The 13,272-nt window shown below is 40.7% G+C and carries 12 protein-coding genes; 2 read left to right on the plus strand and 10 right to left on the minus strand.

All coding sequences use genetic code 11. The features are described 5' to 3' along the window. Positions 1–58: 58 nt before the first annotated feature. The 7 genes from wecB to QZR90_RS00605 all read right to left on the minus strand — a co-directional run bounded on the left by wecB (position 59) and on the right by QZR90_RS00605 (position 8,215). On the minus strand, positions 59–1,204 hold the full coding sequence (wecB, locus tag QZR90_RS00575; protein WP_295787575.1) for a non-hydrolyzing UDP-N-acetylglucosamine 2-epimerase: 1,146 nt from the start codon (positions 1,202–1,204) through the stop codon (positions 59–61). Positions 1,205–1,251: 47 nt separating this feature from the next. Beyond that, on the minus strand, positions 1,252–2,307 hold the full coding sequence (locus QZR90_RS00580; RefSeq protein ID WP_295787578.1) for a glycosyltransferase family 4 protein: 1,056 nt from the start codon (positions 2,305–2,307) through the stop codon (positions 1,252–1,254). Between the two features lie 24 nt (positions 2,308–2,331). Continuing rightward, positions 2,332–3,690: a PFL family protein gene (locus tag QZR90_RS00585; protein ID WP_295787585.1), complete on the minus strand. Its 1,359-nt coding sequence runs from the start codon at positions 3,688–3,690 to the stop codon at positions 2,332–2,334. 8 nt (positions 3,691–3,698) lie between these two features. Continuing rightward, positions 3,699–3,968 (minus strand): ACT domain-containing protein, encoded by a 270-nt coding sequence (locus QZR90_RS00590; RefSeq protein ID WP_295787589.1) that lies wholly within the window; start codon positions 3,966–3,968, stop codon positions 3,699–3,701. 232 nt (positions 3,969–4,200) lie between these two features. Beyond that, on the minus strand, positions 4,201–5,895 hold the full coding sequence (locus QZR90_RS00595) for a phosphoglucomutase (RefSeq protein ID WP_295787591.1): 1,695 nt from the start codon (positions 5,893–5,895) through the stop codon (positions 4,201–4,203). A gap of 62 nt (positions 5,896–5,957) precedes the next feature. Next, positions 5,958–7,061, minus strand: a complete 1,104-nt coding sequence (locus QZR90_RS00600; RefSeq protein ID WP_295787594.1) for a YitT family protein — start codon at positions 7,059–7,061, stop codon at positions 5,958–5,960. A gap of 182 nt (positions 7,062–7,243) precedes the next feature. Then, positions 7,244–8,215 carry a YitT family protein gene (locus tag QZR90_RS00605; RefSeq protein WP_295787597.1) on the minus strand — a complete coding sequence of 324 codons (972 nt, stop codon included), beginning with the start codon at positions 8,213–8,215 and terminating at the stop codon, positions 7,244–7,246. 206 nt (positions 8,216–8,421) lie between these two features. Here QZR90_RS00605 and ispE point away from each other — a divergent pair, with 206 nt between their 5' ends. Both ispE and QZR90_RS00615 read left to right on the plus strand, forming a co-directional pair. Next, the gene (gene ispE / locus QZR90_RS00610; RefSeq protein ID WP_295787599.1) at positions 8,422–9,306 is read left to right on the plus strand and encodes a 4-(cytidine 5'-diphospho)-2-C-methyl-D-erythritol kinase; all 885 of its coding nucleotides are present in this window, start codon (positions 8,422–8,424) and stop codon (positions 9,304–9,306) included. Next, on the plus strand, positions 9,306–9,998 hold the full coding sequence (locus QZR90_RS00615; protein WP_295787604.1) for a GntR family transcriptional regulator: 693 nt from the start codon (positions 9,306–9,308) through the stop codon (positions 9,996–9,998). Before ispE ends, QZR90_RS00615 begins: the two co-directional genes overlap by 1 nt. 218 nt (positions 9,999–10,216) lie before the next feature. Here the strand turns inward: QZR90_RS00615 and QZR90_RS00620 are convergent, their stop codons facing one another. From QZR90_RS00620 to ptsP, 3 genes are all read right to left on the minus strand, one after another. Next, the gene (locus QZR90_RS00620) at positions 10,217–10,687 is read right to left on the minus strand and encodes a pyridoxamine 5'-phosphate oxidase family protein (protein WP_295787606.1); all 471 of its coding nucleotides are present in this window, start codon (positions 10,685–10,687) and stop codon (positions 10,217–10,219) included. Positions 10,688–10,881: 194 nt separating this feature from the next. Continuing rightward, positions 10,882–11,142 carry an HPr family phosphocarrier protein gene (locus QZR90_RS00625; RefSeq protein ID WP_295787609.1) on the minus strand — a complete coding sequence of 87 codons (261 nt, stop codon included), beginning with the start codon at positions 11,140–11,142 and terminating at the stop codon, positions 10,882–10,884. Between the two features lie 102 nt (positions 11,143–11,244). Beyond that, on the minus strand, positions 11,245–12,984 hold the full coding sequence (ptsP, locus tag QZR90_RS00630) for a phosphoenolpyruvate--protein phosphotransferase (protein ID WP_295787611.1): 1,740 nt from the start codon (positions 12,982–12,984) through the stop codon (positions 11,245–11,247). Positions 12,985–13,272 lie beyond the last annotated feature (288 nt).

Below are 13,272 nucleotides of genomic sequence, written 5' to 3' on the forward strand. Positions count from 1 at the left end.
GGGGCTTTTCTTCTCATTCAATTGTTATCAAATTGTTAATTATACTAGCTAAAGCAAACTAATAGCCAAAGCGGCTAGGCCTCTTGCCACTTTCTAAGAACTCGTATCGCAAGGCTTCAATAATGCGCTGTGAAGCGATACCATCGCCATAAGGATTTATGGAATTAGCCATCGCTTCATACGCATCAGCATCAGCTAACAAGCGGTAAGCTGTAGTATATACCGTCTCTTCATCAGTGCCTACTAACTTAACAGTACCTGCTGTGACTGCTTCTGGTCGCTCCGTTGTATTGCGAAGAACAAGCACAGGCTTACCTAAAGCTGGCGCCTCCTCCTGAATGCCGCCGGAGTCAGTAAGCAACAAATAAGACCGCGCCATCAAATTAGCAAAAGGTTCATATTCTAATGGATCAATTAAGTGAACTCGTTCAACTTCACCTAACTCTTCTTTTACAATTTGACGCACTTTAGGATTGCGATGCACTGGGAATACCACTTCAATATCATCAAAAGCGTCTACCAAACGACGAATCGCCTTATAGACTTGTCGCATTGGCTCGCCCAAGTTTTCGCGGCGATGTGTAGTAACAAGCACTACGCGACGACTTTCATAATCTAAATTATTTAGTAACTCTTCATCAAAATGATAGTCCTCTTTTACAGTAGTTTGCAACGCATCAATAACTGTATTGCCAGTCACATATAAATGAGCAGAACTAATATTTTCCTTCATTAGATTTTTTTCTGCACTGGAGGTCGGCGCAAAATGATAGGATGCTAAAGAACCAGTCAATTTGCGATTCATTTCTTCTGGGAATGGAGAGTAAATATTACCTGTACGCAAGCCCGCTTCCACGTGACCTACAGGAATTTCTTGATAAAAGGCTGCTAATGCACCAGCAAAGGTCGTAGTCGTATCGCCATGAACTAAGACCACATCAGGCTTAGCATCAGACAATACATCGCGAAGCCCTAGCAAGGACTTGCTCGTTACATCATATAAAGTTTGACCTTGACACATAATATTTAAATCATATTGTGGTGTAATATCAAATAAATTGAGCACTTGATCAAGCATCTCCCGATGCTGTGCTGTTACTGTAACGATAGCCTCCATATCTGGAGCTGCTTCTAGAGCTTTAACAACAGGTGCCATTTTAATGGCCTCTGGTCGCGTTCCAAAAATCGTCATTACCTTTAACATAGAATCCTCCCGCGCACACCTTCGCTCTGGCCAATTAACTCAATTGATTAATTTTGCCGATTAGAAGTGGCTGCCTTTTCTTTATTAATTGCCTCATCTTTGGCAATCATTCCTAATTTAGTTGCTATAAATACGCATACACATAGGATAGCTAATACTAGTGCTACCCCAATAAGCCAATTTACTTTTGCTAATAAAATTGCTACATAGCCTAAGGCTGCTGTCACCGCATACATTAAGAGCACCGCTTGCTTTTGAGACAAGCCTAATGCTAATAATCTATGGTGCACATGACCTTTATCTGGTTTAAATACAGGACGTCCATTAATTTTACGACGTATAATAGCAAAGGTCGTATCTAGAATAGGCAAGCCCAAAACAATAATAGGCACTACCAATGAAATAGTAGCTGCTGTTTTAACTGCGCCCATAACGGAAATAGCCGCCATTGTATATCCTAAAAGCATACTACCTGTATCGCCCATGAAAATCTTAGCAGGATTAAAATTATATTTCAAAAAGCCTCCCGCTGCGCCCGCTAAAGCTAGAGCAATGCAAGCTAAATCAACTTGCCCCATTTGCCATAATACAGTAAATATAGCCAAACAGGAAATAAATGAAATCCCTGCAGCGAGACCATCTAAGCCATCAATTAAATTAACAATATTTGTAAATCCTACAATCCAAAAAATTGTCAAGGGTATGCCAAAATAGCCCAAGTACAATAAATGTCCCCATGGATTAGTAATAAACTCCACTTGATTCCCAAACAGTACAATCATGCTAGCCGCTAAAATTTGACCACAAAGTTTAGTCTTAGGGCCTATCTGTTTTACATCATCCCAAATGCCAACGCCCACTAGAATAACGGATCCAATGATAAGACCCAAAATAGCCTTTACATCTTGTACTGTATATAACACGGATAAGATATAACCAATAAAAATGGCCAATCCCCCCATGCGAGGCATCATACCATGATGCACTTTGCGCGCATCGGGCTTATCAACTGCCCCGATTTGTATCGCCAACCGTTTAATTAGCGGTGTAATCGCAAACGTAATAACACAAGCTATTACAAATGCCCACACGTACACCGTCATTCTCGCACCTCCTCGTGCTAGCTCTTAGTTTGTTAGACTGCGTATTGGAGCAGGAATTCGCCCGCCCCGTTTAATAAACTCTTCAGCACTGAATGGACTGACTTCAATAATCGGGCAATAACCCAATAAACCACCGAACTCAACCATCTCACCAACAGTCTTACCAGGAACTGGAACCAACCGCACTGCTGTAGTCTTATTATTTATCATCCCAATAGCTGCTTCATCAGCAATAATCGCTGAAATAGTCGCTGCTGAAGTATCGCCTGGAACAGCAATCATGTCAAGGCCTACGGAGCAAACACAAGTCATTGCTTCCAGTTTATCTAAACTCAAACTGCCTACAGCAACTGCATCAATCATACCGCGGTCTTCACTTACAGGAATAAAAGCGCCACTTAAGCCACCCACATGGGATGAAGCCATAAGTCCACCTTTCTTTACAGCATCATTTAGCAAAGCTAAAGCTGCTGTAGTACCATGAGCACCACAAGACGTAATGCCCATTTCTTCTAATACATGCGCTACTGAATCGCCCACTGCTGGCGTTGGAGCCAAAGACAAATCAATAATGCCAAATTTCTTATTTAAGCGACGAGACGCTTCTTGTGCTACGAGCTGACCTACGCGAGTAATTTTAAAGGCAGTGCGTTTAATCGTCTCTGCCACTTCATCAAAAGATTTACCGCGTACAGCCTCCAAGGCATGTTTTACAACGCCTGGACCACTAACGCCTACACTAATAGTCGTATCGCCTTCTGTAACACCATGGAAGGCCCCAGCCATAAATGGATTGTCTTCCACAGGATTACAAAATATAACAAGCTTAGCACAGCCTAAGGCATCTTGATGTGCTGTTAATGCTGCTGTTTCTTTAACAATCTCGCCCATCTGTGCCACTGCATCCATGTTAATACCAGCTTTAGTAGAGCCTATCCCTACGGAACTACATACAATATCAGTAGTTGCTAGGGCTTCTGGTATAGATGCAATTAAACGGCGGTCACCTTCCGTATAGCCCTTGCTCACTAAAGCAGAAAAGCCACCAATAAAATTGACCCCTACAGTCTTTGCCGCTCTATCTAAGGCCTTGGCAACCGACACATAGTTAGTCAAATCACTGCCTGCAGCCACCAAAGAAATCGGTGTTACAGCGACGCGCTTATTTATAATAGGCACGCCAAATTCGCGTTCAATAGCTTCCCCTGTGGCTACTAAATGCTCGGCCTCCTTAGTAATATGGTCATAAATGCGATTGCAAAGAGTCTTGCCATCCACTGCTGTACAACCTAGTAAACTAATGCCCATTGTAATCGTTCGAACATCTAGTTTATTATCGTGAATCATGCGATTCGTTTCTAAAATATTATCAATACTTAGCATGAAAACACCTACCCTACGCGATGCATGCTAACAAAAATATCAGCATGTTGTGCTTGAATCTGTACGCCTAAGGATTCTCCTTCACCAGCTAATTCTTGTTGAACAAGAGCTAATGAATTCTTGTCATCGGTTTCGCACATCATAATCATATTAAACATACCATCTAATATGGTCTGGTTAATAGATACAATATTTACCTCATTTTTAGCTAACACAGCTGCTACGCGCGCAATAATCCCTACGCGGTCTACACCCACTACGGTTACTACAATTTTCATATACTTCACCTTTTCTCTCTTTGCCTACAAAACCGATAGGTGTTTTTATACCTACTGCTTAATTTAGAGATTCTTAAATAATAAAATATTATAGCATTTTTAGACCGCTACTGTATAGCATTTTTACGCTACACTGCACAGCTGTCCGCTTCATAATTGACCTTTAACAGGTTAGATTATTCCGCTTTAAACCTTAACAGTTTTACTAATCTGGCAAGCAATCATAGCTATATTAGCTAATCGCTTCATCCACTAATTTTTGCCCTTCCACAAGTAACTCCTCTACAGCAGCTTCACCATTAAAGCTTTCTGCATAGATTTTGTATAAGTCCTCAGTACCTGATGGACGGGCCACCAAGAAACTAGATTTTGTGCCTACACGGACACCACCAATCGGGTAATCATTGTATAAGGAGGTAGTACGAATCGATTCAATAGGCTCACCGCCCAATTCAGTAGCTTTCACATTAGATGCTTGTAGAGCACTCAACTTTTCCTTGCTTTCTTTAGAGCAAGCCGCATCAAAGCGCTTAAACACTGGTGCCCCATAGGTGCGTGTCAATTCTTCATAATGAGCTTCAGGGCTTTTTCCTGTAACCGCTAAAATTTCTAGTGCTAATAGAGCCATAACCATGCCATCTTTGTCAGTAGTCCAAACTGAACCATCTTTCATCAAGAATGATGCGCCTGCACTTTCTTCCCCACCAATGCCGATAGTTTCCTCAAATAAAAGGGAGGAGAAATATTTAAATCCTACTGGCACTTCATATACAGGAATCCCCTGGGCTTCACAGTAACGATTCACTAAATTAGTAACAACAGCTGTTTTCCCAAAGCCTTTTCCTTCCCAAGGACGAGTCTTAAATAGATACGCCCCTGCTACAGTTAAGAAATGATTTGGTGGAATAAGTCCATCAGCTGTAACGATGCCATAACGATCATAATCAGGATCATTGCCCACAGCCATATCATAGGAGCCAATTTGAGCAATCACATCCGCCATGGCATACGCAGAGGAGCAATCCATGCGAATCGCGCCATCATGGTCATAGGTCATAAAGCTAAAGGTTGGATCGTATTCACTATTTATAATAGTAAGCCCTAAATCATAGGTTTCACTAATAGCTTTCCAGTAATTAGCGCCGCTGCCTCCTAGAGCATTGACCAATACTTTTAACTTAGCTTTTTTAATGGCTTCAAAATTAATAACGCCATCTAATTCTTTAACATATTGTCCTTTAAAATCATAGGCCCAACGCAAATGCGGGTCAGCCTTAGCTTTACTGATTTTCTTAATCCCTTGACCTTCTTTAGCAATATATTCATTAGCCCGCGTTTCAATCCACTTAGTCACCGCTGTATCAGCAGGACCGCCATTTGTAGGATTATATTTGATGCCCCCCTGATCTGGAGGATTATGAGAAGGCGTAATGACAATGCCATCAGCATAGCCCTTATTACCTAAATGCCCTGCATATTGTACTGCATTATTCGCTTCTAATCCTTTAGCATCTTGCAATGTTTTATCAATAATTTGATTATACCGAATGATGGCTCTCGACACACTTGGTGTCGGTACAAAGTCCTCTCCTTCATCAACAGCAGCTACCACACCATTGCCTGCTAATACTTCAAGCACAGTATGCAGTGCTGGCGTAGATAATGCATGTGTATCATGACCTACAAAACATACACCAGTAGCTCCAAATTCTTTTCGGCCATCACAAATAGCCTGTGTAATAGCAGCCACATGCAATTCATTAAAACTACGTTCCAAGGATTTACCACGATGACCAGATGTACCAAAGGAAATGCGTTCCCCCTTCACCTCAGGGCGAGGCACTAAATTATAATACGCCTCAGTTAATGTAGCCACATGAATACAATCTTCAGGACGCACCTTTTTACCTGCTAACTCACTAATCATCAATGTTCCTCCTACTACTTAATATATTCTCTCTTCTGAAATAATTATTGCTTAGGTTTCCATCAGCGATTTGTCTGATTACGACGATTGCGTATTCGAGCAGACCGACTTGGACTTGTAGGTCTGTTACCAGCCATTTTATGTATCATAGTACGCGCCCCCACATCAGCCACAGTATGAACGCCTGCGTCAACTTGACCGCTTTCTGCTAAGGCAAGTGCTGTTGGCAGCGCCTGTGCCTGTGCATCTACTAAGTCAGCTTGCTCACGCGCTTCGCGCGCTTTATCAACTAAGGCTTTATCAGACTTAAATGTAAAGCCTTGCCCAATGACTTCTGCCACATCGCTAATCATAAGAAAAGCTGAAGGATCTTCTCTTTGAATGGCCTCTTTTAATTTACTCACCTGCATGAGCCCTACTACCACTAGAATAACTTGTTTCTGTTGATGTGTATAGGCACCTTCACCATTTAAAATAGTGGCGCCACGACCAATTTTATGTAAAATAAGATTACAAATTTTATCAGACTCACGCGACACAATAAAAATAGCTTTGCGCTGTGAAAATCCTACAATTACCTTATTGGTTAAAAATGCAGAAATATAACTACTAATCATAGTAATGGCGGCTGAGTCCACACTGATAATAAAGGCAGCTACTACTAAAATCATCATATTAATAGATAATAAAACACTGCCTATTTGCATACCATAATATTTGCGAATAATCAATGCAATTGGGTCTAAGCCCCCTGTATTGCCGCCAGCACGATATACGATACCAAGCCCTACGCCACTAAAAATACCACCTAAAATAGAACCTACTACAGGGTCTCCAGATAAATTATAGGCCGATAAAAAGTGAAGTTGGTCAATAAAATAGGATGACACAGCGGTCCCAAAGACAGTCATAAACACATGCCAACCGCCTAGCCAACGATAGGCAGCATATACTATAGGTATATTTAAAATTAAGTTCATAACCCCAATAGGAATACCCGTAATATAGTACTGAATCAAGGCAATCCCGCTAATACCGCCACTTACCAGTTTATGGGGCACTAAAAAAGCATCAATACCAATAGAGAACATGATAGTTCCCAATACAACCTTAATTAATGAGAAAATCTTAATCTTCCACTCTTCTGACGTCCATCGTAAAGTCATAGGGCCTCCTTTAATTGGCTCTTACAAACTAACTCAACACGCTCAATCTCTTCTGTCTTGCGAACTATCTCCCCGGTACTGCCAACTGCTCTAAATGTTTATATCCTTATAACCTAATAAGCTTCTAATAAGCGCCTCCTTAAACTGCAGAATTCTATTTTACTGTAACGGCGCTCCCAACGCTATTTCACTTCAATGGAGCGCTCCACTTCAATAGACTCCTCTACGGATTGACTTGTAATTTTAGGTTGGCTATTTAAATCAGCCTTTTCCAATATATCTTTTACTACTTCAGGGCGCACATTAGGGGCTACAGGCATAGTAAAACCTTGACCTATCACCTCAGCCGCATCAGTAATAATCATAAATGCATTAGGATCTTCTTTTTCTACATTATCCTTTAACTTAGCCACTTGCATAAGTCCTACGACAACCATGACAACCTGTCTCTGCTGATGTGTATAGGCCCCTTCGCCATGTAAAATAGTCGCCCCTCGCCCCATATTATTTATAATTAATTCGCAAATTTCATTGGGCTTACAAGAAATAATAAAGGCTGCTTTTCGTTGGTTAAATCCTACTACTACTTTGTTTGTTACCATGCCCATAGCATAAATACTAATCAAGGTAACAGCGGCTGATTCCACACTGACTACTATAGCGGCAGCAAATAAAATTAATACATTAATACCAAAAATAATACTGCCCATTTGTAGACCATAATATTTTCGTATGATTAACGCAATAGGGTCTAAACCACCTGTATTGCCACCAGCGCGATACACTACACCTAAACCAAGACCACAGAATATACCTCCTAATAGAGACCCTATAATAGGATCTGTAGTCAAATGATAGGACTCCATAAAAGTCAGAGCATTAATACACAGGGAAATTACAATAGTCCCAAATATCGTAATCCCCACATGCCAACGACCGAGCCAACGATAGGCGGCATATAAAATAGGGATATTCAATAGCAAGTTCAAAGTACCTACTTGAATACCAGTCAAATAATATAGCATCAACGCTACGCCGCTGAGACTACCACTTACTAATTTATGAGGCACAATAAATGCATCAATCCCTATGGCAAAAATTATGGAACCAATCGTTGTCATTATTAATGCATATATTGTTCGCTTCCACTGCATGGATAGGTCCTCCTAAAATTGAAATTTCTCTTCTAATAGCTTATAATTTTAAATAGCTTAAACTTGTTCGTATACAATATACAGATACTATATACGTCCATCTTAACCCAAGCGTTATATAATTTCAACTAGGAAAGCAAGTAAAACGAAAGCAGTTTATATAGTCCTAATAGATACACTCAATTACAACGATAAAGGAGACCCTTATGGAGCAATTAAGTTTCAGTAAAATCAACATCGGCCTCGCTATTTTAGACAAACGAGAAGATGGATATCATAATATTGATACTGTATTCCAATCCATCTATCTTGGTGATTCCATCTATTTTGCGAAACATCACTCTGTGGTATTCTCTGGCATGGCCCCTGACTTGCCACCATATATGCAAAATATGATTCCCTATGATGATACAAATTTAGCTATGAAAGCCTTGCGCGCAGTTCAAAAATATACTGGTTGTCAGTCCGGTGGCGCCATTCATCTCATGAAGCGCGTCCCTCCTGCTGCCGGCCTTGGCGGCGGCAGTGCTGATGCAGCAGCCATGTTATTAGGTCTAAATAAATTCTGGGATCTTCGCCTCACTGAAGCCGAACTTATGTCACTAGCTGATGAACTAGGCTCTGATGTGCCATTTTTAATGAAGGGCGGTACCGCTCGTGGTACGGGACGCGGCGAAATTCTTGAGTACTTACCAACTGGCGAGCCCCACTGGCTTCTCGTAGTAAAGCCAGAGCTCTCTGTTTCAACAGCCGATGCGTATGCACGCTTTAATGGCCAATCCAAGGTGACTAGCCATACCATTGATAAAGTAGTAGAAGCGGTAAAAGAGCATCGCATCCGCGAAGCTATGGAGATTAGCGGCAACACCTTTGAAGAACTTCTCTTCCCACTTCATCCAGAACTACAAGAATGCAAAGACTTTTTCATTCAACGAGGCTATACTACTATCATGACCGGTAGCGGCCCTTCAATGATTGTATATTTACCAACAGCCCGTGAAGCCTTGTCCCTTCAAGAAGAAATCAAAAACCAAGGGCATACATGGCTTTCACTTATCACCAAAACCCATGGTAAGGAGGCTTTAAAATAATGTCAAAAGATTTAGGTCGTTTACAACCCATTTCACTGACTTCGTATAAACCTTTACGCGAAGTCGTTTGTGAATCTTTGCGACAAGCTATTCGCGATGGCGTATTCAAACCAGGCGAACGGCTTATGGAAATCCCACTTGCAGAAGAACTTGGCGTAAGCCGCACACCAGTGCGCGAAGCCATTAGAAAATTAGAGCTTGAAGGTTTCGTCGTTATGATTCCTCATCGCGGCACCTATGTAGCTGACATCTCTTTAAAAGATATTGCCCAAGTATTTGAAATTCGCTCTGCCTTAGAAGAGCTTGCGGCGGTTCTTGCAGCAGAACGCATTACGCCAGATGAAATTGAATATTTAGAGCGGATGCTAGTAGAAATCGGCAATTACATGGAAGAAAAAGACATCGACAAAGTGGTAGAAGCCGATATTAACTTCCACGAAGTACTCTACAAGGCATCTCGCAATGAGCGCTTAGTAGAAATCATTCATAATCTGCGCGAACAAACCTTACGCTTCCGCACCATGTCTATGAACCAGCCAGGGCGACTTGCCAAAACTTGGGAAGAGCATCGTTTACTTGTAGAAGCTATTGCAGAGCGTAATGCAGAACAAGCCCGTGAAATTGCACGTATGCACATGGAGCATTCTGAGCAAGCATTATTAAAAGGTCTTCATATTGATCACAAAGCCTAATTTAGATTTAGATTTAGATTTGGATTTAGATTCATAATTCAGTTCGTAGTTAGATTCACAATTAAATACTCAAACAAAAACCATGTCTCTACATACGCCGTCTAATCTAGACGCCACTGAAGAGACATGGTTTTTTTTACCACTAAAGATAAGTTTTCCTTGAGAAAGATACTTTTCTGAAAGAGACATGTTGTTCTTTAGTGAGAACACTTTTTTAACTATAATTGAGCTTTACAACTAAGTTCCGTGCTCACTAATTTTATAACTGCCACCCCTTTTAACATAGCTGGCTCATAATCCCATTTATATTGCCCTGTATATTGCTCCATAATCAAATTTAAGGCATGTTCCTTTTCTACCATCTCCTCGACTAAGCTAGCTTTAGCTTCCCCAATGATACTAAAGAAAGTAGAGGAAAAATCACAAGCAATATCTGCTGGCATAAGTTTCTGACCTCCATCGAGCTCATAGGCAGCATAACCAGTGGCTTTAACTAAATCCACCTTGCGACCTACTGGTGCACCATGGCAATAAAATACATCTTCTCCATTCACTTCTTCATAAGCAAAGTGAAGTGGCACAATGTAAATGCGCTCTCCATCGCGAAGTCCAAGGCGAATGGCCTTACAACTCTTAATCAACTTTACAACTTCCTGTTTGTCTGTAACTGCTCGATCATGACGACGCATAGCAATTCCTCCTTCAAAACTTAGTACACCTAAACCCTAAATAGCCTAATCTCTAAGGCGCTATATTCACAAAAAGCATTTTATGCATATCTTCTAAGACCTAATGATATGCACAAAATGCTTTTGCATTTCTACCCGGTGGCAGATTACTATATGTATTTGTTTAGCTTTCTTAAAAAGCGACTTATGAAAACTTAGTCTTTGTGAGTTGTTAAAAACTCAGCTAATGCTGCTACTGCTTCTGCTTCATCAGCGCCTTCTGCAGAGATAAGCACTTCTGCACCTTTAGTAGCACCAAGAGTTAACACAGTTAAAATAGATTTAGCATCAGCTTTTTTCTCACCGATGGAAACTGTAATTTTAGAAGCAAACTTAGCCGCTAATTGCGTAAACAAAGTTGCTGGACGAGCATGTAAACCGGATTCGTTAGTAATAATAACCTTTTTTTCTGTCATAAGTCATTCCATCCTTCCGAAATATAAGAATATTTGTATATTCTGAGTATACTGTTTATTTTAGTATAGGTAACTAATTTTGGCAATAAATAGTTTTTTAAATTACAGGGTAATACCTTTTTCTTCCAATGTAGCACGGGCATAATCAGAGATTTCTTTTGCCGTACTCATTTGCAATGCTTTCGCTGCCATGAGCTTACATTCTTCTACCGTTACGCTCCGCACAATGTCTTTAATCACTGGAATCGAAGAGGCACTCATACTGAACTCATCAAGGCCTAAACCAATTAAAATCATAGTCGCCAATGGATCCGCAGCCATTTCACCACACATTCCTGTAATGTGATTTACTTTATGGCTTGCGTCAATGGTATTTTTTATAAGTCGCAATACAGCTGGATGAAGCGGTTGATACAAATGACCAATCTTTTCATTCATGCGGTCTACAGCCAGTGTGTATTGACATAAATCATTGGTACCAATACTAAAGAAATCTACATGAGGTGCAAACAAATCAGCTGCTACAGCCACAGAAGGAATTTCCACCATAATACCTACTTCTAAGTCCTCATTAAAGGCAATTCTTTCAGCGCGAAGTTCTGCTTTAGCCTCTTCTAATACAGCATTAGCGGCTTTAACTTCTTCAATAGAAGCAATCATAGGATACATAATTTGTACCCCGCCAAAGGCACTAGCACGAAGAATCGCTCGCAACTGAGTTTTAAAAATATCTGTCCGGTCAAGACTAATGCGAATCGCTCGATAACCTAAGAATGGATTGAGCTCATTTGGCAATTGCAAGCATTTTAATTCTTTATCGCCCCCAATATCCATGGTGCGAATAATTACTGGATTGCCATGTAAGCGTTCCGCCACTTTTTTATATACTTCAAATTGCTCATCTTCAGTAGGTAACGCATCATTTTTCATATATAAAAATTCAGTTCTAAATAAGCCAATCCCTTCAGCACCTAAATGACAAGCATGACTAGCATCTTCTGCTTTCCCTACATTGCCAAATAGTAAAATTTCCTTACCATCCTTAGTTACAGATGGTAAATCAGCAGATTGTTTTAATTCTTGTAAATGAGCTCGATAGGCCTTTGCTTCTTCCGCATATTTCGTAAACTCTTCCTCTGATGGGGCTAATAGCACTTCACCCTCAGTGCCACGCACAACTGCTTTAGTGCCATTTACGAAAGAGTCTATAGGCCCAACCCCCATAACAGCTGGAATCTCAAGGGTTCTCGCCATAATAGCAGCGTGACTCGTAGGACCACCACTAGAAGTTACAATCCCTTGCACCACTGTCTTATCTAAAGAGGCTGTATCAGATGGAGTTAAGTCATCGGCTACTAAAATAACTTCACCAGTAAGATGAGCTAAACCACGTGGACTCATGCCAAGTAAATTGCGAAGTAAGCGATCGCCAATATCCTTGATATCTGCGCCGCGCTCCCTCATATAAGGATCATCCATAGCTAAGAACATATCAGCAAATGTATTGATTTGTTGCTCTGTAGCTGCTGCGGCAGACACATGACCACTAGTAATTAAAGATTTTATTCCATCACTTAAGGACGGATCTTGCACAATTAATGTATGAGCTTCAAATATAGCCGCTTCTGCATCACCCATAGTAGTTCTTGCACGCTCTTTGATAGATTCTAATTGCTGAACAGTCGTTTCCACGGCTGCCTCTAATGCGGCTACTTCACGTTCGACTTCACTTTCCTCAATCGTTGTATTTGGCACAACAATTGCTTCTTGTTTGTATACATATACAACACCTGCACCAACGCCACGAGCGCCTGAAATTCCTGTGAGTTTTTCCTGTGTCATAAGCTACCTCCGCACCCTTCACGAGTGCTCAATAAAATCACCTAGTTATTACATTTACCAACTTCACTCAATCCTTAGTATCCTTAATCTTTACTTCTTATATTAACCCTTAATAGAGCTTGTAGCATAAAGTAGCGAAAGTATAGAACATTTCTAAAGGACCATCTCCTAATAAAAGATATATTCTAAAAGATCTCTATCAGACGCTTAATGCTAACTAACCTCTATTAACAGTTTAATGCTAAACACTCTTTATCAAACGCTTAGGCTTAATCCAAGCTAGTGCCT

It is taken from the genome of uncultured Veillonella sp., from assembly GCF_900545795.1.
Taxonomy (GTDB): domain Bacteria; phylum Bacillota; class Negativicutes; order Veillonellales; family Veillonellaceae; genus Veillonella_A.